Source organism: Sphingomonas trueperi, from assembly GCF_040545665.1.
GTDB classification, from domain to species: Bacteria; Pseudomonadota; Alphaproteobacteria; order Sphingomonadales; family Sphingomonadaceae; genus Sphingomonas; species Sphingomonas trueperi_B.
Genome location: NZ_JBEPMH010000006.1, coordinates 297343 through 318803, shown reverse-complemented (window position 1 = coordinate 318803; position 21461 = coordinate 297343). Strand labels below are relative to the sequence as shown.

At 66.3% G+C, this 21461-nt stretch carries 21 protein-coding genes; 4 read left to right on the top strand and 17 right to left on the bottom strand.

All coding sequences use genetic code 11. The features are described from left to right. Nucleotides 1-158: 158 nt before the first annotated feature. Complete coding sequence (locus ABIC65_RS19075) at nt 159-1109, top strand: SGNH/GDSL hydrolase family protein (protein ID WP_354310815.1); 951 nt, start codon at nt 159-161, stop codon at nt 1107-1109. A 22-nt stretch (nt 1110-1131) separates the two neighbouring features. Here the strand turns inward: ABIC65_RS19075 and ABIC65_RS19070 are convergent, their stop codons facing one another. From ABIC65_RS19070 to ABIC65_RS19005, 14 genes are all read right to left on the bottom strand, one after another. Further along, the gene (locus tag ABIC65_RS19070) at nt 1132-1803 is read right to left on the bottom strand and encodes a PilZ domain-containing protein (RefSeq protein WP_354310814.1); all 672 of its coding nucleotides are present in this window, start codon (nt 1801-1803) and stop codon (nt 1132-1134) included. 78 nt (nt 1804-1881) lie between these two features. After that, nucleotides 1882-2328, bottom strand: coding sequence for a hypothetical protein (locus tag ABIC65_RS19065; protein WP_354310812.1), 447 nt, complete (start codon nt 2326-2328; stop codon nt 1882-1884). A gap of 10 nt (nt 2329-2338) precedes the next feature. Then, complete coding sequence (locus ABIC65_RS19060; protein WP_354310811.1) at nt 2339-3184, bottom strand: flagellar motor protein MotB; 846 nt, start codon at nt 3182-3184, stop codon at nt 2339-2341. A 1-nt stretch (nt 3185) separates the two neighbouring features. Next, on the bottom strand, nt 3186-3503 hold the full coding sequence (locus ABIC65_RS19055; RefSeq protein ID WP_436286748.1) for a hypothetical protein: 318 nt from the start codon (nt 3501-3503) through the stop codon (nt 3186-3188). A 14-nt stretch (nt 3504-3517) separates the two neighbouring features. Continuing rightward, the gene (locus ABIC65_RS19050; protein WP_354310810.1) at nt 3518-4042 is read right to left on the bottom strand and encodes a chemotaxis protein CheD; all 525 of its coding nucleotides are present in this window, start codon (nt 4040-4042) and stop codon (nt 3518-3520) included. 1 nt (nt 4043) lies between these two features. Further along, nucleotides 4044-4433 carry a response regulator gene (locus ABIC65_RS19045; protein ID WP_175488075.1) on the bottom strand — a complete coding sequence of 130 codons (390 nt, stop codon included), beginning with the start codon at nt 4431-4433 and terminating at the stop codon, nt 4044-4046. Nucleotides 4434-4435: 2 nt separating this feature from the next. Further along, nucleotides 4436-5488: a protein-glutamate methylesterase/protein-glutamine glutaminase gene (locus ABIC65_RS19040; protein ID WP_354310808.1), complete on the bottom strand. Its 1053-nt coding sequence runs from the start codon at nt 5486-5488 to the stop codon at nt 4436-4438. Between the two features lie 5 nt (nt 5489-5493). Continuing rightward, a complete protein-coding gene (locus tag ABIC65_RS19035) occupies nt 5494-6372 on the bottom strand; it encodes a CheR family methyltransferase (RefSeq protein ID WP_354310806.1) in 879 nt (292 codons plus the stop codon). Beyond that, the gene (locus ABIC65_RS19030) at nt 6369-6863 is read right to left on the bottom strand and encodes a chemotaxis protein CheW (RefSeq protein WP_093297749.1); all 495 of its coding nucleotides are present in this window, start codon (nt 6861-6863) and stop codon (nt 6369-6371) included. The genes ABIC65_RS19035 and ABIC65_RS19030 overlap by 4 nt, the downstream gene beginning before the upstream one ends. Next, nucleotides 6860-9151: a chemotaxis protein CheA gene (locus ABIC65_RS19025; RefSeq protein ID WP_354310804.1), complete on the bottom strand. Its 2292-nt coding sequence runs from the start codon at nt 9149-9151 to the stop codon at nt 6860-6862. Before ABIC65_RS19025 ends, ABIC65_RS19030 begins: the two co-directional genes overlap by 4 nt. Then, a complete protein-coding gene (locus tag ABIC65_RS19020) occupies nt 9148-9513 on the bottom strand; it encodes a response regulator (protein WP_121078538.1) in 366 nt (121 codons plus the stop codon). The genes ABIC65_RS19025 and ABIC65_RS19020 overlap by 4 nt, the downstream gene beginning before the upstream one ends. Further along, entirely contained in the window at nt 9510-9830 is a 321-nt protein-coding gene (locus tag ABIC65_RS19015; RefSeq protein WP_093297746.1) for an STAS domain-containing protein, read from the bottom strand. The genes ABIC65_RS19020 and ABIC65_RS19015 overlap by 4 nt, the downstream gene beginning before the upstream one ends. After that, nucleotides 9805-10689: a flagellar motor stator protein MotA gene (gene motA / locus ABIC65_RS19010; protein WP_354310802.1), complete on the bottom strand. Its 885-nt coding sequence runs from the start codon at nt 10687-10689 to the stop codon at nt 9805-9807. Before motA ends, ABIC65_RS19015 begins: the two co-directional genes overlap by 26 nt. Nucleotides 10690-10782: 93 nt before the next feature. After that, nucleotides 10783-13203 carry an HAD family hydrolase gene (locus tag ABIC65_RS19005; protein WP_354310801.1) on the bottom strand — a complete coding sequence of 807 codons (2421 nt, stop codon included), beginning with the start codon at nt 13201-13203 and terminating at the stop codon, nt 10783-10785. A 113-nt stretch (nt 13204-13316) separates the two neighbouring features. On the opposite strand from ABIC65_RS19005, the gene ABIC65_RS19000 reads away from it, so the two are divergent. Continuing rightward, the gene (locus ABIC65_RS19000) at nt 13317-13703 is read left to right on the top strand and encodes a flagellar biosynthesis regulator FlaF (RefSeq protein WP_354310799.1); all 387 of its coding nucleotides are present in this window, start codon (nt 13317-13319) and stop codon (nt 13701-13703) included. A 439-nt stretch (nt 13704-14142) separates the two neighbouring features. Here ABIC65_RS19000 and ABIC65_RS18995 read toward each other — a convergent pair whose 3' ends face one another. Next, entirely contained in the window at nt 14143-16032 is a 1890-nt protein-coding gene (locus ABIC65_RS18995) for a methyl-accepting chemotaxis protein (protein WP_354310797.1), read from the bottom strand. Nucleotides 16033-16259: 227 nt separating this feature from the next. On the opposite strand from ABIC65_RS18995, the gene ABIC65_RS18990 reads away from it, so the two are divergent. Beyond that, on the top strand, nt 16260-17657 hold the full coding sequence (locus ABIC65_RS18990; RefSeq protein WP_354310795.1) for an alginate export family protein: 1398 nt from the start codon (nt 16260-16262) through the stop codon (nt 17655-17657). A 92-nt stretch (nt 17658-17749) separates the two neighbouring features. Further along, nucleotides 17750-18097 carry a hypothetical protein gene (locus tag ABIC65_RS18985; protein WP_354310793.1) on the top strand — a complete coding sequence of 116 codons (348 nt, stop codon included), beginning with the start codon at nt 17750-17752 and terminating at the stop codon, nt 18095-18097. 12 nt (nt 18098-18109) lie between these two features. Here the strand turns inward: ABIC65_RS18985 and ABIC65_RS18980 are convergent, their stop codons facing one another. Together ABIC65_RS18980 and ABIC65_RS18975 are read right to left on the bottom strand one after the other, a co-directional pair. Then, on the bottom strand, nt 18110-18724 hold the full coding sequence (locus ABIC65_RS18980) for a response regulator transcription factor (RefSeq protein ID WP_121078526.1): 615 nt from the start codon (nt 18722-18724) through the stop codon (nt 18110-18112). Next, a complete protein-coding gene (locus ABIC65_RS18975) occupies nt 18724-21390 on the bottom strand; it encodes a PAS domain S-box protein (RefSeq protein ID WP_354310792.1) in 2667 nt (888 codons plus the stop codon). The genes ABIC65_RS18980 and ABIC65_RS18975 overlap by 1 nt, the downstream gene beginning before the upstream one ends. Between the last annotated feature and the right edge of the window lie 71 nt (nt 21391-21461).

Sequence of the window (21461 nt, the reverse complement as noted above, 5' to 3'; positions counted from 1 at the left end):
GCAGTATAGTCTCTTTATCTGACTGAAATCCTGCCTGTTCTCCAAATGAACACCTTGGATAAACCGCGCTTGCGGGGTAAGGGGTGGTTAACAAGAGGGGATACGTCATGAAGGCTTTCACGCGAATTTTTGCGTTTGTCTCCCTGTGTCTGGCGCCCGTGGCGGCGCATGCGGGGCCGACTTATTCGGGACTCTATGTCTTCGGCGACAGTCTGGTCGATTCCGGCAATGCCTATCTCGCGACGAGCGGGGCGGTGGCGAGCCCCGAGGACGGCTATGTCGGCGGGCGCTTTTCCAACGGATTCAACTTCGCCGACTATCTCAGCCTGGCGATCACCGGCCATCCCGCGACGGCGCTCTATGCGGGCGGCCGCAACATCGCCTTCGGCGGCGCCACTGCCGAGAAGGTGCCCGGCGAGATCAGCCCCAGCTTCCTGACCCAGGTCGGCCTGTACTGGAACCAGGTCGGCACGCCGATCGACAGCAATGCGCTGGTGCTGCTCACCTTTGGCGGCAACGACGTCCGCGATACGATCCTGACCGGCGGTCCGGTCAACTTCGCCTCGGCGCTGACCGACTTCACCGATGCGGTCTCCGCCCTCTACGGCCTCGGCGCGCGCCATTTCGCGATCGTCGGTTCGCCGGACATCGGCCTGCTGCCGGCGTCGGTCGCCGCGGTGGGCGGGGTGCCCGGACGTCTGGACGAACTGACCGCGCGCTCGCAGCAGATCAGCATGGCATTGCGGAGCACGGCGCAGGGGCTCGACAGCTTGCCCGACGTCACGGCCGATTTCTTCGACCTGTTCGCGGTGGAGCATGACCTGCTTGCTTCGCCGTCGTCCTTCGGCCTGCCGAGCACGCTGAACACGACGACGCCGTGCCAGATCCTCGGCGGCGGGCCGGCACAGACGGCCAATTGCAGCAACTCGCTCTATTTCGACGCGATCCACCCGACCACCCAGGTCCACCGCGCCATCGCCGATACGCTGGTGCAGCAGCTGGGGATCAGCGCGGTGCCGGAGGGCGAGACCTGGGTGCTGCTGATCGTCGGCGTCGCCGGTATCGGGGCAGCGCTGCGGCGCCGGCGGGCCTCGATCGCCCTGGCGTGAGGGCAGGGGGCGCGGTCGCCGCTCAGCGCGGCGGCTGTACCTCGTTCAGCCAGGCCGAGAGCTCGGCATAGGGGATCATCTCGATGAAGGCGACGCCGGCGGAGTCGTCTTCGGCCCAGCGCACGGTGCAGCTGCGCGGGTTCAGGCCGGGAACCACCAGCGTCATCACCCGATCGAGATCGGGCTGGTTCGACAGGCGTACCCGGGCGCCGCTCTGCGAGATATTCTCCATCGCCACGCTGTGCGACACGCCGTTGCAGACGAGCCGGGCATTGCTGGCGATCGCGAAGCGCGGTGCGCGGGGAACGGCGCGGCGCAGGCGTGCGGCGGGCGAGCTGCCCTTGGCGCTGGCCAGCACCTCTTCCACATCGATCGCCTGGTGGAACTGCACGCCGGCGCGCCCCGCGCTGACCCATTTGATCTCGCCTTCCAGCACCGGGCCGCCGCGGAGTTCCACGACGATGCGGTCGGCTTCGCGCAAGGGGAAGGGGCTTTCCAGCATCATGCCGGTGGCGGAGATGTTGCGGACGCGGCAAAGCTGTTCGCCGGCGCCAGCGCAGATCAGCTTGCCCACCATCAGCGTCGTCACCGTGCGCGGGGCACGATCGGCCCAGGGGCCGGGATCGCTGCTGTTGTGGTCAAACTGATGTTCGGCTGCGCCCACGGCGTCCTTCTCCCCGCTGGGCCGCAACATCGCGGCCCCTACGCATATTATAGGATGAACGGACGTTCAGCTTCGGATCGGTAGTCGTACGAATGTCGCATATGACGATCAGGCAGGGTTGGCGTTGGTCACCGCGATCTTGCGCACGACCTTCGGGCCGAAGGCTTCGGTCGCCGAGGTATCGACGAGCTTCCGGAAACCTTCCAGGTTCGGCAACATGCCGTCGGGGCCCGCCGCCATGGGGGTGCGATAGGTGCGCATGTTGATGGCGTGCAGCAGCAGCGGCATGCGCTGGGTGACGAACTCGGCCTTCGCCTCGTCAACTTCCAGCTGCACTTCCATCGAGGCATAGCCGGCCAGATGCCCGTCCGGGAATACGAGCGGCACCAGCACCTTGCCGGTGGGCACGAACTTGCCGGGCTCTTCCTTCTCTTCGGCCTTGGCTTCCTGCTTGGCGGCGCCGATGCCGAGCATCTTCACCATCGCATAGGCGGTGCCGCCGCCGGCAGCGAGGCCGGCAAGCAGCGCGACGATGAGGAACAGCAGTTTCTTCACGGGCGGCCCTTCAGAACTTGAAGCTGGAGTCGCTCGGCAGCGCCGAGGTCTGGCCCTTGAGCACGATGCTGATCCGGCGGTTCTCGGCGCGGTTCGGCTGGTCCGGATAGACCGGCTGGGTGGCGCCCATCGCCACCACCTCGGCGAAGCGATCTGCCGTCACGCCGCCGGCGACGAGCGCCGAGCGGGCGGCGAGGGCGCGTTCGCCGGAAAGTGCCCAGTTGGCGTCGCTCTGGCCGCCGGCGCCATCGGTATGGCCCTCGATCGCGATCTGCGCGCCGACCGTGGCGATCTTCTTCGCCAGCTTGGTGAGCAGCATCCGCGCATAGGGATTGAGCTCGGCCGTGTTCGACTTGAACATCGGCTGCTGGTCGGTGTCCATCAGCGTGATGCGCAGGCCCTCCCGGTCCTGCTGGACGTCGACATTCTTCTTGCCTTGCGACTGCGGCGTCGCTTCCAGCGCCACCATCAGTTCGGAGGCCATGACGCGCATCGTCGCGGGCACGTCGGCGGTGCCGCCGCGCGCGGAGCCGGCGGTGGTCACCTCGAAGGTCGGCTGGCCCTTGGCGGCGCTGGGATCGGCCTCGGAACGGCGGGTCGGGCCGCCCGCGCCGGGGGCGGAGTTGACCACCGGCGTGGAGGGGCCGCTGTCGGCGACGGTCGGCGAGAAATATTTGGCGAGGCCCTTCAGCCGGTCCTTGTCCGGATTGGCGAGCAGCCACAGCAGCATGAAGAACGCCATCATCGCCGTCACGAAGTCGGCATAGGCCACTTTCCACGCGCCGCCGTGATGGCCGCCCGCGACCTTCTTGACCTTCTTGACGATGATCGGCCGAACGTCCCCCCCGCGGGCCATGTTACTGACCCTTCAGCGCGTTGCGCAGGCGATCCTGGACCGCGCCGAGACGGACATGGCTGATCGCCGAGAGCGAATCCTCGCCGCCCGCGATCCGCTCCAGCAGGTTCACGCACTCGTCGGCGTGCTGGATCAGATAGTCGAACGCCTGGAGCTGCTCGAGATAATTGGCGGCGAAATGCTCGTCGCAGACGAGCACTTCGGCCAGGCCTTCCAGCTTCTTGCTGATTTCGCGGATCTCGCCGGCCATCACGCTGTGCAGCACGCCCGCGAATGGGTCGTAGCCGGGCAGGGCTTGCGGGTTTGACGGTTCCGACATGGGCAGGCACGACATCAGAAAAGCTCCAATTCTCCGTCGGGGGCGGCAATGGGCAGGGGGGCGACCGGACGTTCCTGGACACGCTCCGCCACCTTGGTGCAGCGGCTCTTGCCCTCGTGCGGCAGGAACTCGACCTTGCGGGCGAGCGTGCCGCCGAGATCGCAATGCGCGATCGCGATACCTTCGGTCTCCATGAACCGGCGGGCAAAGGCCGCGTTCGACGCGCCGATGCCTCCCAGGCCGGAGATGATGTTGGCGCCACCGTACAGGTGGGCCTGCAGCCGCGGGCGCAGCGCGCCCTTGGCCATCATGCTGTTGATCAGCAGTTCCATCGCATGCACGCCGTAGCGTGCCATGTCCGAATTCGAGACCTTGTGGTCCGCGCCCGGCTCGCCGAGCAGGAAGTGGTTCATCCCTCCGACCTTGGCGACCGGGTCGTAGAGGCATGCGGCAACGCAGCTCCCGAGCAGGGTCGAAATCATGACATGGGGCTCCGCGATCACCGCGTTCTCGCCCTGTACGATGGAAACTCTGCGCATATCAGGTCAGCTCGCCGAAGACGCGTTCGATCTTTTCCTTCAGCGCCGCCGGCGCGAAAGGCTTGACGACATAGTTGTTCACACCCAGCGCCGCCGCCTTCTGGACGACCTCGCGGTCGGACGAGCCGGTGAGCATGATGAACACGGTCTTGCCGATCACCGGGTCGGCGCGAACCGCCTCCAGGAACTGCAGCCCGTCCATCTCGGGCATGTTGTAGTCGGAAATGACCAGGTGGACGCGGTCGCTCTTGATCGACGAAAGCGCTTCCGGCGCACTGGCCTTGTCGCGAACGTCCTTGAACCCCAGGTCCTGCAGCGCACGACGGATCATCGCCCGCATACTGGTCTGATCATCAACGACCATCACCTTGATTTGTGATGCAGCGGGCATTGTTATGCGCTCCCAACCTTAACCGTTTCTCGACAAGCTTTCAGGATGGCCTCCGGCATCGCCGACAGGCCGACCTCCTTCTCCACTGCACCCGCTTCCTTGGCGGCGCGGGGCATGCCCCAAACCACGCAGGTTTCCTTGGTCTGGCCAAGCGTGCGGGCACCGGCCCGACGCATTTCCAGCAGGCCCTGTGCGCCGTCGCTGCCCATCCCCGTGAGGATGACGCCGACGGCACCGGCACCCAGTTTGGAGACCGAACGGAACAGCACGTCCACCGAAGGACGATGGCCGGTCACCGGATTGCCCGGGCTCAGCTTGATCCGTCCATTGGCACCGCCCTGGAGTTCCATGTGTCGTTCGCCTCCAGGAGCAATATAGACGGTTCCCGGGGTCACCTGGGCACCATCCGTAGCTTCCACTACGTTGACCCGGCACTCGGCGTTCAGGCGCTGCGCGAAGCTGCGCGTGAAGGTCGCCGGCATGTGCTGCACGATCAGGATCGGCGGCGAATCTTCCGGCAGCGCCGGCAGCAGCGAGAACAGCGCTTCCACGCCGCCCGTCGACGAGCCGATCGCGATCAGCTGCGCCGCGGCACCGCCGCCGCCAGCCGAGGCGACGCTCGGCTGCGCGGGCAGGCGCTGCGGCCCGGCGCGGGCGACCGAGCGCGCCGCGCTCTTCACCTTCTCGCACAGCAGCCCGGCATCGCGCTCGATGTCGTCGGGCGAGCCGCTCGGCTTGGTGACATAATCGACCGCGCCGAGGCGCAACGCCTCGATCGTCACTTCCGCACCGCGGGCGGTGAGGGTGGAGCACATCACCACCGGCATCGGCCGGAGGCGCATGATGCGCTCGAGGAACGACAGGCCGTCCATCCCCGGCATTTCGACGTCCAGCGTCAGCACGTCGGGGTTGAGCGCCTTGATCATGTCGCGAGCCGCGAACGGCTCCGGCGCCATGCCGACCACTTCGATCTCGGGGTCGGCCGAGAGCATGCGCTTCAGCGTCGCGCGCATCGATGCGCTGTCGTCGACGATGAGCGTGCGGACTGGTTTCATGCCCATTACTCCGGCTTCTGGTAAATGGTGTGCCCGCACGAGCGCATCTTGCTCGCGGCCGGGCCGATCAGCCGTTCCGAATGACCGATATACAGGAAGCTTCCGCGGGCGAGCTGCTCGACAAAGCGATGCTCCAGCTCTTCCTTCGCGGGATCTCCGAAATAGATCATGACGTTACGGCAAAAAATGACATCATAGGCGGCCTTGAGGGGCCAGGGCTCGAACAGGTTCAATACTTTCGCGGTGACCATCTGCCGCGCTTCCTCGGCCATCACGAAGCCGCCTTGCGTCGGCTTCATCCAGGTCGAGCGATACGGCTCCGGCACACCCGCCGCGACATTCTCCGCATAGACCCCGCGCTGCACCGATTCGACCACGTGCGGGGCGATATCGGTAGCGAGCAGCCGGACGTCGGCATTACGCAACCACGAGGCGGTGCTGCGGCTGGGCCCCAGCAGGCACATCGCGATCGTGTAGACCTCCTCGCCCGACGAGCAGCCCGCCGACCAGATCCGGATCGGACCCTGTTTCCGCTGGAGCGTGGGGATCACGGTCTCGCGGAAATGGTCGAAATGGTGCGGCTCGCGGAAGAAGTGCGTGTGGTTGGTGGTGAGTGCCACCACCATCGCATGGCGTTCCTCCGCGTCGCTGTGCACCAGGTCGACATAGTCGCAGAAGCGGTTGAGGCCGAACTTGCGCAGCCGGCGCGCGAGGCGCGACTGCACGAGGGTGGTCTTCGCCTCGCTCAGCGAAATGCGGGCATCGTCGTACATGATCGCGGCGATGGCCTGGAAATCGCGCGGCGTAAGCTCCGCGTTCTGGCCTGGTGCCATCGCGTTACCGGCGCCGGCGGACGCCGCGGCGGCGCCCCCGGCGGGGCTCATGCTGCGAGATCCAGATGCTTGGTCAGGCTCAGCGCGTTGAGATCGAGCAGCAGGACCATGCTGCCATTCTCGTCACGCGTCCCGTCCTTGGCGCGGGTGGCGATGCGGACCAGCCCTGCGATCACGCTTTCCTCCAGCGCGGTCTCGACCGCCGGTGCCGGCTGGATCTCGCCCACGTTGATGCCCACGATGTCGTTGACCTCGTCGACCAGGAAGCCCGCCTGCTTGCCCATGATGTTGACGACCAGGATGCACGAGCGCGCATGCAGCTGGCTCGGCTCCCAGCCCAGGCGCTCGGCCAGGCCGACCACCGGGATCACGTTGCCGCGCAGGTTGGTCACGCCCTTGATGAAGCTGGGGACGTTGGGAAGCGGCGTCGGCTCGTCCCATTCGCGGATTTCGATGAGCGCGCTCATGTCGATCCCGAAGATCTGCTTGGCCAGCGAGAAGGTTACGATCTTGCGATCATTGGCGGTGTCGGGGGTGCTCATGCTGCCAGTCCTTTGGGCGTGAAACGGGTAGGCGAGGAAACCAGCGCCTCGATGTCGAGGATCAAGGCGATCGAGCCGTCGCCGAGGATGGTCGCGCCACCCAGGCCGCGGATCGGATGCAGGTTCTGATCCAGGCTCTTGATCACCACTTCGCGGCGGTCATCGATGGTGTCGACGACGAGGCCGACCTTGCCCGAGCTTTCGCTCTCGACGATCACCACCAGCGAGTCCTCGATGGCGCGGTCGTCGTTCAGGCCGAAGATCTCGGTCGCACGCTTCACCGGCAGATATTCGCCGCGCATGTCGATCACTTCGTGGTCGGGCGCCGTACGCTTCACCTGGCCGGGCTCGGGCTGGATCGTCTCCAGCACGTGCGTCAGCGGCAGGACGAAGCGCTGGCCGGCGAGCCGCACGATCATGCCGTCCAGAATGGCCAGCGTGAGCGGCAGGATCATCGTGAAGGTCGTGCCTTCGCCGGGCACCGAGTGGATCTCGACGCGGCCGCCCAGGGCTTCCACGTTGGAGCGCACCACGTCCATGCCGACGCCGCGACCCGAGATGTTCGAGATCTTCTCCGCGGTGGAGAAGCCGGGCGCGCAGATCAGCTGGTCGATTTCCTCGTTCGTCAGCACCGCATCGGCGCTGATGATGCCCTTTTCGACGGCCTTGGCACGGACGCGTTCGCGGTTGATGCCGCGGCCGTTGTCCGCGACGCGAACGAAGATCCGGGCGCCCTTCTGCTCGGCCGACAGCTTGATCGTGCCGGCGGGATCCTTGCCCGCCGCGATCCGCTCCTCGGCGCTTTCCAGGCCATGGTCCGCGGCGTTGCGGATCATGTGGGTCAGCGGATCGCCGATCTTCTCGATCACGCCCTTGTCGACTTCGGTCGTCTCACCGATCGTCTCGAGGTTGATCTGCTTGCCGGTCTCGACCGAAAGATCGCGGAGCATGCGCGGCACGCGGCTGAAGGCCTGCCGGATCGGCTGGGCGCGCAGCGACATGACGTTGTCTTGGATCTGCCGGGTGAGGCGGGCCAGTTCGGGCAGTTCGACGCGCTGGCGATCGGCCGGCGACAGCCGGTCGGCCAGGATCGAGTTGCGGATCACCAGCTCGCCGACCAGGTTGAGCAGCAGGTCGAGCTTGACGAGGTCCACGCGGATGGTCTGCGCGGCTTCGTTGACCGGCTTGGCCGGACCGCCGCCACCACCAGCACCGCCGCCGCCGCCGCCGCCGGGGCCACCGGGCGTGCCGCCACCGCCGGCCGGCGGGGTCGCCGCCGCGGCAGGGGCAGGGGCGGCTTCAGGCGCCGCCGCCACGGGTGCAGGTGCCGGAGCGGGCGCCGGCGCCGGGGCCGGAGCCGCCGGGGCAGGGCCCAGATCCATGAAGTCGTCGACCGTCGCGGTAACCGGCACGAACGGGATCTCGTCGCCGTCCATCTCGGTCTCGCCTGCGCCCTCGGGCAGGACCACGTCTTCGCTGTCGCGCTTGATCTCGATCACCGAATCCGGCGCGACGAAATCGAAGCAGTCGGAGAGGTCGCTTTCCGGCAGCTCGGCCGGGGCGTGCATCACCCAGGTGACGTAGCTGTCTTCCGGATCGATCTCGCGCAGCGCCGGCAGCGTGCTGAGGTCGACCGACACGACACGCGCGCCCAGGCCTTCCAGCTCGCGCACCGTCAGCAGCGGCTCGCCGGCATTGGCAAGCGCGGCGCGCGACGGCTTGAAGCGCACGGTCCAGCCGCCGGTGTCATCCGGGCCGTCCAGATCGTTGAGCGACACGCCCACCGGGCGGAAGCCGAACTCGTCTTCCTCTTCCTCCATCGCCGGCGCGGGCGCCGGGGCGGCGGGGGCGGGGGCTGCCGCGGCAGGCGCGGCCGCAGCCGGCGCGTCGCCGTCCGGCACGCCCTTGTTGGCGAGCACCTGTTCGAGCGCGCTCAGCGCGGCCCCGTCGTTCGGCCGGGACGCATTGCCCTTGGCGGCCTCGACATGGTCCGACAGCACGTCGAACGAGCTCAGCATCACCCGGATCACGCCGGGCGTGGGGACGATCTTCCCGGCACGCACTTCGTCGAGCACGTTCTCGAACTTGTGCGCGAAGGCGGTCAGGTCCGAATGGCCGAAGGCGCCGGCGCCACCCTTGATCGAGTGGATCGCGCGGAACACACCGGCAATGGTTTCGCCGGACAGATCGCCCGACTGCATCGCCGACAGCCCTTCTTCAGCCGTCGTGAGGCCTTCAGTGCACTCTTCGAAGAAGATTGCCTGGATATCGTCGAATTCGTCGCTCACGGGCAGACGCGGCGGATCGCCGCTCCCAGCTTGGTGGCCTCGAAGGGCTTGGTGATCCAGCCGGTGGCACCGGCGGAGCGGGCGCGCTGCTTCTTCTCGTCCGAGAATTCGGTCGAGAGCACCAGGATCGGCACGCCCTTGAATTCGGGAACCTGGCGCACGGCCTCGATCAGCTCGAACCCGTCCATCTTCGGCATGTTGATGTCGGTGATGAGCAGGTCGGGCTTGACCTCGTGCATGCGCTCCAGGCCATGCTGCCCGTCGTTCGCGCTCTCGATGCGAAAGCCCTGCGCGGTCAGCGACGTCTTGAGCAGCATGCGCATGCTCGCGGAGTCATCGACGGTAAGGATCAGCTTGGTCACAGAAGTTCTCCGGTATCAATGCCGACCGCCGCTGCGAGCTGGCAACGGTTCACACGATCGGTGAAGGCAGTGCTGGGGTTGAGGATGGTGAAGGCCTTGCCGAGCTTGTCGGCTTCGGCCTTGGCAGCGACGATCAGCTGCAGCACCGCCTGGCCGACGCTCTCGACCTGCGAGGCATCGATCTCGACCGGGCCATCGCCGTCGACCGCCTGGATGAGGCGGGTTTGAAGATCCGCGGCCGTCACGGTGGTTCCGTGCGCGGGGAGCGCTAGCGCGTTGTCCGCGCCGGCCTCAAGCGGTGGCAGGGGAAAGTCCATTTTTGGCCTCGTCGAGAGCGGTTTCGAGTTGCTGGAAGGTCGGCGCGTACGCGGAGGGCGTCATGCGACGGGCGATTTCGATCGCGACCTGCACCGGCTGGTTCTGGGCATAGGCAACGATGGCGGTCTTCACGATGGTGAAGGGCTTGGAGTCGGCTTCGATCGTCTCGAGCAGCTTGCCGGCAAGCGGCGCGACCACGCAGTAGGACAGAAGCACGCCGAGGAAGGTACCGACGAGCGCGCCGCCGATCATCGCACCCAGGATCTCGGTCGGCTGGTCGATCGAGCCCATGGTCTTGATGACGCCGAGCACCGCCGCGACGATGCCGATGGCGGGCAGGCCGTCGGCCATCAGCTGCAGCGAGTGCTGCGGATGGGTTTCCTCGTGGTGATGCTTCTCGATGTCCGCTTCCATCGCGGATTCCAGCTGGTGCGGATCCTCGAAGTTGACGGTCATCATCCGCAGATAGTCGCAGAGAAACTCGATCAGGTGATGATCCTTCAGCAGCCGCGGATAGGGCTTGAAGAGATCGCTCTCCTCCGGCTTGTCCAGGTGCGGTTCGATGCCCGTCGCGCCGCTCTTCTTGAACAGCGTCAGCAGGGTGAACATCAGCGTCAGAAGATCGGTATAGTCACTCGCCTTCCAGCGACCGCCCTTGAAGGCGCGCATGATGCCGGCGCCGGCCTTCTTCACCGTCGGCATCGAGTTGCCGACGATGAATGCGCCGATCGCGGCACCGCCGATCGCCATCAGCTCGTGCGGCAGCGCGTGCATGATGATCTCGAACTTGCCGCCCGAGATCATGAAGCTCCCGAACACGCACACGAGAATGATGACGAAACCAACGGCGTTCAGCATGATGAGCCCAAAATCTTTCCCTGGATCTTTCCAGAATTATAGGATGGTTTCCGGGGGTACCGGTCGCTTCGGGGATAATGCTTAGGTGCGGGTTCACCGCACGCCGGGTGCATGCACCGGCGATGGTTGCCGAACCGTTTCCGCAGGTGCGATTTCGCGGCGTGCGATGGGCCGGAACACCAGCGCCAGCATCATCGGCCGGTCGTCCGCACGGGGCGGGGGGGGCACCATCATGAACGAGAATTCGTCGGCGCAGTGGAACAGATGCGGCGCGACCTGCTGCATGCCCTCCAGAGACGGCTTGGCCTGAATCTCGTCGAGGCCCGGTCGCTGGAGTTCCGAAAGGAATCGCTCGACCGGCATGAACACCGCGCTTTCCACCTGCACCCAGTCGAACAGCTGGCCGAATTGCACGCCCACCGAGAAGCGGCAGTCGCCGATCGGAATCGCCGCCAGATAATAGCCGTCATGCGTCGGCGTGGCGGTGACGTTGCCGGTCGAGGCGTTGACGCCGTCGGCGACGATCAGCGGCAGCGAGACCGAGCTGTCGACGAAATCGGCATATTTGAATGGCATGCCGAAGCGTTTCTGGGTGAGCAGGGCAAGCTTGACGGGCATGCCTTCGCCGTTCAGCTCGGCCGGCAGGAACATGCGCTCGGAGCCCTTCATGTAGAACAGCCCGCGCTGTCGCAGCCCGCGCCGTGCGATCTCCGGGTCGAACAGCGCCACCGTATCGTCGACGCCTTCGTTGATGTCGTGCTCGAACTCGGCGAGCACCGCCAGTTCGTGCTTCAGCGGCATGTACATCAGGCGACCGAGCACCGCGGCCGCGGCGTGGCGCCACAATGGCATCTCGTCGAGCGGGGTGCCGCGCAGCCGGGCCGCGGCCTGCTCGCGCTCGAAGCGGAGCGTGCCCTCCTGGATGCGTTCGCGGGTCGCGCTCTGGCGGCCCTTGATGCTGTTGGCCTTGCGGATCGGGGTGCCGTCGGCTTCGAAATCGACGGTCGAGCCCTGCGCCGCGGTGCAGATCTGCTCGAGCACCGCGACGTTGGCGGCAAATGCCTCCAATGTGTGGCCGTCATAATCGGCCTCGCCGATCAGGCCCTTCTTGTCGAGGCCGGTGAGGAACTGTTCGCGCAGCAGCAGGTAGCGGCCGGCGACGTGTACGCCGAGGCGATCGCGCAGCAGCGTATCCACCGCATTCTGCACCGAACCGTTATAGCCGAGATCGACGAGCATCAGCGTGTCGCCCGGCTGCGGATCGACCGTGCCGCGAACATGCGCGATCAGCCGGTCGGCAAAGCCCCGGCCGGCCTTGATGATCTGCTTCACCCGCTGCGGCTTGCGGGTTTCGGCGAGGAAAGTGACGAGGCGCGACCGGTCCTTGGGCAGGCCGTTCAGCAGAAGCGTCGCCTCGTGCTTCGGGAGCAGCAGCTGGTGCGCGATCTTCTCCGGCGTGGAGCCGATGTCGAACTGCACATAGCGCTCGATCGCTTCCGCGTCGGTGAGCGACGCGGCGACCGCGGTGAAGCGGCTGATCTCGACGGCATGGCCTGGCTGGTCCGGCTGTGCGACCTGGTGGATCCGCATCGGCAGCAGGCCGTCGCGCATCATGAAGAGCCAGTGGACGGTGCCGCCGCGTTCCGCCTGCAGCGCCGCCGCCTCCTGCTGGAGCCAGCGCTCATAGGCGTGGAAGATCGGCCCCATCACCGAGAAGCCCAGCGCTTCCGCCGCATCGTCGATCCGCGGTTCACCCAGGGCGAGCGCGGCGCGGTGCGGCTGCTGCGCGGCGATCGTTTCCGGCAGGCGCGGATGCAGCAGGCCGCTGATCGAGGACTCGAGGCGCAGCCGCTGCTCGGTCGTCTCCGCGAACTGCTTGAGGTGCAGCGTCTGCACGCCGAACTTGGCCACCCCGTCGACGTCCGCCTTGAAGTTGTCGCCGATGTGCAGGATCGTTTCCGGCGCGCATTTCAGTGCCTTGAGCACGTCCGCATACAGGCCTTCGGACTTGGATTTGTGGTAGGTGGACGAGCAGAAGACGCGGTCGATCATGCCCGCCACCTCGGCGCCGGCAGCGCGCGCGATCAGTTCGCGCAGCTGCTTCGGATCGAGATAGGTGTCGGAGACGATGATCACGCCGATGCCGCGGCGCTTGGCCTCTTGAATCAGCTCGACGGTCGGCTGGAAGGCGAAACAATGCCGTGCCTCGGCGTCGAGCTCGTGCGCGACGGCGGCGGTGATCTCCGCCTTGCGCGCATTCGGGTACATCTCGCGATAGATCTGCTCGATCGTCACTTCCTTGTGGCGATGCTGGACCAGCGCGGCGGTGCGCGCCCGCGATTCCGCCCATTGCCGCTGCAGTACCGTCATCCCCGGCAGCGCCCCGAAAATGTCGATCGGCGCATGGCTGTCGCGCCAGAGCAGGGTGTCGAAGCAGTCGAGCGATAACAGCTTGACGTTCGCCCGCCCGTCGAACGCGGACGGCAAAGCATGCGGCAGGATGAAGTCGGTCACGGCACTGTCCCTGGAAAGCGCCCGCACCGAGGGGACGCAGGAATCTTATAGGAAGACGACGGACCAACCCGGCAAAATCTTCCTACAATGGCGGCAGGAGCAAAGGAGCGACAATGACGATCAATGCTTATCAGGCTGCCCGGAGCCGGGCCGAGACGCCGCGTGCTGCGGAACTGCGGCTGATGCGCGAGATCACCGGGGAAATGCATACGGCACATGAGGCCGGCCTGAAGGGCGCGCTGTTGATGCCGTCGCTGTACCGCAATCGCGAGATGTGGACCGCCTTCGTCACCGATTGCGGCGCCCGTGGCAATAACTTGCCGGTGGAACTGCGTGCGAAGATCATCTCGCTGGGCCTCTGGGTCGATCGCTTCACCAGCGATGTCGTCGCCGGGCGCGAATCGATCATGGAACTGATCCAGGTGAACCGCACGATCATGGAAGGCCTGGGCCTCCAGGATCGCGCGCCGGTGCCGCAGGCGACCGCCGCCGCCGCCTGATCCCTCGTCGCAGCGTGAACCGAAACGGCCCCGGGGTGATTCCCCGGGGCTTTTTCGTGCCTGGACAGGGCTGCAGGACCGTTGGAGGTTAAGCGCCCACCGTCATCCCTGAAGGCCGAACGCCATGCGCCCGTACGACGAAGGACGGGACCATCGCGGCTAGCCGCCATGGATTTCAGCGTGGCGCTATGCGAGCCGGCCTGGCGCAATGGGCGTGCAGGGCGAGATGCGCGTAGCTGGCCAAAGCGCCACGACGCGCCCTGCGAAGGCGGCAGGAGCCGTCACGCCTCGCACATTTGCCACGCGCCGCAGGTTCCCGGACAGGTGGTGAGGGCAGGGAGGTCCCAGATCCGGGCTGGCGGAAAGCCCGCCGAACGCAAAAATGGGCGCCGCGGCATGGCCGGGGCGCCCATCTTTGTGTCGGACCGACGTCAGGCGATCAGAACGAGGTCCACTCGTCCGCCCCTGCCGATGCGGTGGCCACCGGCGTCGCCATCGGCTTGACCGGCGAGACATAGCCGCTGCCTCCCGAGGACTTGGCCTTGCCCTTGGCACGGGCGGCGATCGACGGGCTGCCGCTCGCGGGCGCACGCGCGCCGACTGCCGCCTTGCCGATATTGAAGCGTTCGGCCTGCTCGGCCAGCGATGCCACCTCTGAGGTGAGGTTGCGGGCCGCGGCCGAGGTTTCCTCGACCATCGCCGCGTTCTGCTGGGTCGACTGGTCCATCGTGCCGATCGTGTCCGAAATCTCGGAGATCGCCGAGGACTGCGCCTGGTTGTCGCTGGCGATGCGGCCCAGCAACTGGTGCACCTCGCCCACGTCGTTCGAGATGTTGGACAGCGCGCCGTCCACCTTCTCTACCATGCCGACGGCGGTGCCGATGTCGGCCTGCGTCGCGGTCAGCTGATCGCGGGCGCGGCCGGCTTCTTCCTCGGCGCGCATCGCGAGCGCGGAGACGAGGTCGGCGACGACCGCGAAGCCGCGGCCCGCTTCGCCCGCGCGGCCGGCTTCGACCGCTGCGTTCATCGCGAGAACGCGCGTCTGGAAGGCGATCTTGTCGAGGCCCTCGATCACGCTGTCGATGCCCTTGGCGCTTTCCGAGACGCGAGTCATCGCCTGCACGGCTTCGTCGGCGGTGCTCCGGCCCGACGAGACGACGCTGATCGCCTGGTCGGCGCGCTGCACCGTGCTGCTGGCGGCGGTGGCCGTCGCCTTCAGGCGCTGGTCCATCTGGGTGACGGCGGCCGCGGTCTCTTCGAGCGCTGCGGCATTCGCTTCGGTGCGGCGGGCAAGGTCTTCGCTCGCCTGGGCGATTTCGCTCGAGCCGGTGCGGATGCGCTGGGTCGATGCGGTCACCGATCCGATGAGCTCACGCAGCGAGGCGAGCGCCTCGTTCAGGTTCGCCTTGAGTTCGGCATAGGCTGCCGGGAAGTCGGCCGAGACGTCGGCGGTGAGGTCGCCCTGTGCGACGCGCACCAGGCTGTCGCGAACGGTGTTGGTCACCATCTGCTGCTCGGCCGCGGCGCGTGCGTCGATCTGCGCGCGCTCCTGCGCCGAGAGGCGGAACTGCTCGACGGCGCGGGCGATCTCGCCCAGTTCGTCGCCGCGGCCCAGGCTCGGCACCGAGGCGGAGCCGCCCTCCGCAAGCGTCTTGGTGACGTGCGCGAGCGCCGCCATCGGCTGGGCGATGGTGCGGTTGATCACCAGCCACACCACGCCGAGCGCCGCGAGCGAGATCAGCGACAGGCCGATCGTCAGGATCAGCGCGGTGAAGGCAGAGGCGTTGCCGCGCGCATTGGCCTCCTCGGAGGCCTTGCGGAGCCCGTCCAGGATCTTCTGCGCCTGGTCTAGCGCGTCGTGCGACCGCTCCTTGCCCTCGCCCTTGATCAGCTTGACCCCGGCATCCTTGTCGACGACGTCGGCCGCGAAGATGCGGCGGTTGATGTCGTCCAGCTGGCCCTTGATCGTCGTCATCTTCGCGATGTCAGCGGCCATGGAGGGATCGGCGACGGCGGCGAACGCCTTGAGGTCCTTATCCAATTTTTCGGAGGCGGTATCCAGGCGCTTCTGCAGCTTGGCGCGCTCCTCGTCGGTCAGCGCATTGTAGTGGCTGTAGACGATGATCCGCATCTCTTTGATGTCGCTGATCACGTCGGTCATGTTCGACATGCCGGCGACGCTGACTTCGACATGCTTGCGGGCGATGCCGGTGAGGTCGCGATTGGAGACCCAGCCGTTGATCGCGAGGCCGACCAGCAGCAGGCCGAGAAAGCTGAAGGCCGCCAGCATCTTCTTGGTGAGGGGCCAATCGTCGAGAAATGCGAACATGTAGCGTTCCATCCGCAGGCTTCGCTCTTGCGTCGAAGCGGTTAGGGCGCGCCGCGAAAGCGACGTGGACCTTATTATAGGCGGGTTTTCGGGCGCCCCGGCTTTCGGCGATTACGGATGGACGGCCCGCTACTTCCGGAAAACTCCGGGTACGCACTCGCGCTCAGCAGGGAGCGAACCGCTTCTTCCTATAAGTGCAACAAATGAGGGGCGGCAGGAGCACGCAGGTGGACGGCATTCGGAATCGCGGAAATGCGTTGCGGAGCATCGGCTTCGCGCTGCTTCTTGTGTCGGGCACCGTGCACGCGCAGACCAAGCCGGCCGTGCCGGCGCCCGCGCCTGCCCCCGCCGGCCCCAAATTGAGTATCGAAGGCAGCGTCCGCGCGCGGATGGAAGGAATCGACGGCCAGTTTCGTCCCAAGGTCGACAACAGCATCGCCTTTGCGTCGCTGCGCACCCTGGTGGTCGCCAAGCTCGATTGGGGCGATTTGAATGTCACCGGCGAGTTGCTGGACGCCCGCGGCTATGGCGAAGGGCATAACAGCTCGGTCAAGGCCAGCGACGTCAACACGGTAGAGCCGCTCCAGGCATTCGTCAGCTACAAGCTGCACAACGTGCTGGGCAAGAAGGACAGCCTGACCGCACTCGCCGGTCGCTTCACCATGACCTTCGGCGCCCAGCGATTGATCGCGCGGGCGGACTTCGGCAACACTTTCCCCTCCTATCTGGGCGGGCGCGTCGAATATCGGACGAAGAACAAGGACGAGTTGGTCCTGTTTTGGACCCATCCCATCGACGCGTTGCCCAGCACGATGGACGGCATCTACGACAACAAGGTCGAGCTCGATCACGTCAACACCGGTACCGTATTCTACGGCGCCGACGGCAACCTGGCCGATATCGGCCACAAGCTGAGCGTGGGCGGCTATGTCTACCGCCTCGCCGAGCAGGACCGCCCGGGCTATCAGACCCGCGATCGCCGTCTGGTGACATTCGGTCTCCGCCTCCGCCGCGCGCCCGCCAAGGGGAAGTTCGACATCGAAGGCGAGGCCGCGCTCCAGCGCGGCGAAGCGCGCGTCACCAATGCGGTGACGGACCGCAAGGACCTGCCGGTCCGTGCCGGTTTCGTCCATATCGAGGGCGGGTATACGATCGCCAAGAAATGGGCGCCGCGCATTTCCGCCTTCTTCGACTATGCCAGCGGCGATGGCGCCAATCCCGCCTATGGTCGTTTCGACTCGCTCTACGGGGCCCGTCGCGCCGATTACGGTCCTGCGTCGCTGTTCGGCCCGGTTGGTCTGGCCAACCTCGTCTCCCCCGGCATCCGCATCGAAGCCAAGCCCTCCAAGCGGCTCGACTTGATGGGCGCGGTGCGCGGCCTGTGGCTTGCCGATCGTACCGATACCTTCGCTTTCACCAGCGTGCGCGACAAGACCGGCGCGTCGGGCCGCCATGCCGGCACCGAGGTGGAAGTGCGCGTGCGTCGCTCGCTGATCCCGGATCGTCTGCGCGCCGAAATCGGTGCGGCGTACCTTTCCAAGGGCCGCTTCCTCACCAGCGCCCCCAACGCCCCGCACAGCGGCGATGCCCGCTATGGCTATGCCGATCTGGTGTTCAAGTTCTGAACACGGTACCACCGGACCAAAGCGATACCTGTGGCTATCCGCCACAATCCGGAATATGGTTGGAAACAACTGCGTAACAAAGGCGTATGGTGATGGTGCTCAACATGCTGGTGATCCTGATGGTCCGCGAAGCCAGCCTGCGCAGCATGCTCGCCGCGCGCCTGGCGCTTTCCGGCATCGATGTGGTGAGCATGGAGCAGGTGGATGCGGGCCGGATCACCCGGCTGGGCGGCACTGCGCCGGTACTTGTCGCGGATGCGGCTGCCACCGAGGACCATCCCGGTGGCCTAGCGGCCCTTGTGGCGGACCCGCTGTGGCACCGGCTGATCATCCTGGGTGGTGACCAGGCGGTCATGGCGCCGCACCTGCACCATGTCACCGCCGAGGAACCTGCCGCCGCCATCGCCGCCTTGCTGCGCGATGGCGGGGCAGTGCACTAGAGCGAGATTACGTCAGCCCTTGGGGAACAGCCCCGCGGCAAAGGCAATGCGCAGCGCTTCGGACAGGCTGCGGACTTCCAGCTTCTCCATCAGATTGGCACGATAGATCTCCACCGTGCGCGGGCTGATGTCGAGCTCATAGGCGATGATCTTGTTCGATCGGCCCTCGATCAGCCCCTTCAGCACGTCGGTCTCGCGCGGCGAGAGCTTGGCGATCTTGGCTTCGGCGGTCGCGGTGCGCGCGGCGGCCTCGCCGTCCTCCTCGAGCTTCGAGAAGGCCTGGTCGATCACCTTGAGCAGGAATTCGGCCTCATAGGGCTTCTCGATGAAGTCGAGCGCGCCGGCCTTCATCGCCTGCACCGCCAGGCCGACATTTCCCTGACCGGTGAGAACGATCGGCACGAAGGTCGGCGAGCGATCGAGCTTGAGCAGCACGTCGAGCCCGCTCGAGCCCGGCATGTGGAAGTCGAGCAGCACCACGCCCGGATCGAGCTCGGCCTCCTGCTCCAGAAAAGCATCGCCCGAGCGATAGCCGCGCACGATCAGATCCGGACGAACCGAGAGCAGACTGTGCAGCGAAGCGCGGACGGCATCGTCGTCGTCGACGATGTAGATCGTTCGGGTCATTATTCTTCACCTTCTTCGATACCGGGCAAGGTAAAGCGGAACGACGCGCCACCCCCTGGCGCGTTTTCCGCACTCAGCATCCCCCCATGGCCTTCGATAATGCGTTTGCTGATCGAAAGTCCAATCCCCATTCCGCCTGCACCTCCCTTTGTCGTGCTGAACCGCGAAAAAAGAGTTTCCAAGACATGTTCGGGGAGGCCGGGTCCACTGTCCGTAACTGTGATCGCTATCATCTGGTCGGGCAGCTTCTCGGACGTGATCGTGATCTGTCGATCATCGGGCTCGACGAGTTTTAATGCCTGCACGGCATTGCGCAACAGGTTAACGAGGACTTGCTGCACCTGGATGCGGTCGGCCAGGATGAAACGTGCGGCGGGATCGAGATGGAAGCTCACCCGCAGGTTGAAATGCCCGGTGCCGACCAGCACCAGTTCCACCGCGTCGCGCACCGTGCGCTCCACCGATTCCACCCGCATCTCCACTTCGCCGCGGGCGACGAAGGCGCGCAGGCGGCGGATGATCTCGCCCGCGCGCTGGGTCTGTTCCGAACCCATGCGCAGCAGGTCGGTGACGCGGGGCCCGCCTTCGCCGCGCTCGATCAGCATGCGCGCCGCGGCCAGGAAATTGGCGGTGGCGCTCAGCGGCTGGTTGAGTTCGTGCGCGAGATCGGCGGCCATCTCGCTCATCGCGCTCTGGCGGGAAACGTGCGCGATCTCGTTGTTGAGCTCGCTGAGGCGCTGCTCGGTGGCGACCCTCTCGGTCAGGTCGCGGACGAAGACGGTGATCAGCAGGTGACCGTCGCTGCGCGCGGCGCCGGCGCGCATCTCGGCGGGGAAGCGGCGTCCATCGGCGGTCTGCGCGGTGCCGACCAGCACTTCGCCGACCAGCCCTTCGCCGGTCTGGACGAAGCGGTGCAGCACTTCCTGGTCGGTCTCGACCTCGTCGGCAGGGATCAGCATCGTGAAGTCGCGCCCGACGACTTCCGAGGCGCGATAGCCCCAAAGTTCCTCGGCGGCCGCGCTGAACTGGAGAATCGATCCGTCGCCCGAAAGGACGATCATCGCGTCCGGCACCGTCTCCAGCACCGTACGCAGCTGGGCCTCGCGCCGGCGAAGGGCGGCTTCGTGCTCGTCGCGCTCGGTGATGTCGAGCGCCGCGCCGACGACGCGGATGAGGTCGCCGGCGGAATTGTAGAAGCAGCGTGCCGAGCCCTCCAGCGTCCGCTCGGTGCCCTTGCAGCCGGTGAGGCGGTAGCGGAAGGAAAAGCGTTCGGCGCGCTCGGCAATCGCTTCGATCACGGTCGTGCGGAGGCTTTCCAGGTCTTCCGGCTCGATCAGCTGCTTCCAGGATTCGAAGCTGGAAAGCGACCCCAGTGGAAGCCCCAGCCGCTGCTCGGTGCCGGGCGACCAGTTGATGTGGTCGCTGCCGACATCCCAATCGAAAATACCGAGTTCGTGCGCGGCGGTGGCCTGGGCGAGCCTTTCCTCGCTGGCGCGCAGCGCGCGGAGGGCGGAGACGCGTTCGGAAATGTCGAGGATGCTGTGCACGACGATCGCGCCGCGGCTGGGCGTGGCGGAGCGCAGCAGCCTCTCTATGACATGCAGTTCGCTGCCGTCCTTGCGCTGCTCGATCAGTTCCTGCGCGCCGTCGGCGTCGGGCAGGGCGTAACTGCTGTTCCAGGTAGGGCATTGGGCGCGGAGCAGCATGTACAGGTTCTCGCCCAGCGTCTCGGCCTCGGTCCAGCCATAGAGCTGCTGGCAGCCGAGCGACCAGTGGATGATCCGGCCGCGCGCATCGGTCATCACGACGGTGGCGCCGTCGAGTGCCAGGCTCAGCTCGGCGCGGGCGACCTGCTCGCGCCCCACCCGGTTGACCGCCCAATAGGCGATCAGGCCGATCGCGAGGATGTTGAACAGGCCGAGGATCAGATGCCCCACGATCGGCTCTCCCTGCGCGCCGCGTTCCAGCAGCAGCTCGATCGTTGCGGGAAGGGCGGGCAGCAGGATCGCGCCGGCCACCACCGTCTTGATCGCGACGGGGTCGGAGCGCTCGATGCGGCTCGATTGTTGCGAATCCACGCGCCAATGCCCGAGGAGGATCGCCGCGGTCAGCGACAGTGCCATGATGGTGCCGGGAACCGAGGCCCGCAGGCTGAGGTTCACCGACGAGGGGTTGTCCGACAGCATCATCCCCGTCGCGGACGCAAGCGCCAGTGCCAGCGGCGCGATTGCCACCAGCGGGGCGACCTCGCGCAGCAGCCGCCATTTGCTGTGCGATGAGAAGGCCGCGATCGGCAACATCAGCAGGAAGACGATGGCGTTGACGCCTGGACGCCCGGCATGCTGCAGCGGCACCGCGGCGACGCGATCGGCGAAGACCAGTCGGCCAATGTCGAACCACGGTTCCAACAGGGGCTGGAGCGTGCCGACGATTCCCACCGCCATCGCCGCCAGGTAGAATGGAAGCGCCAGGCGTGGCCGTCGGGCCTGATCGAACAATACGCCCAGCGCCACGAAGATATAGCCGATCGCACCCACCGGCCACATCGGATAGGAATGGGGTAGAAAACGGGGCAGGATCGGGATGCCGAACGCCCAGCCTGCGAGCGTGGCGAGGCCGCACAACAACGCGATAGCGGCCAGAACAATGGCCGTGGTGACGTGCATGGACGGCGCGATTTGGTTCGCCGCGTATCTGTCTATTCTTCCAACGTGCAAACCACCTGCCCCTGCACAGG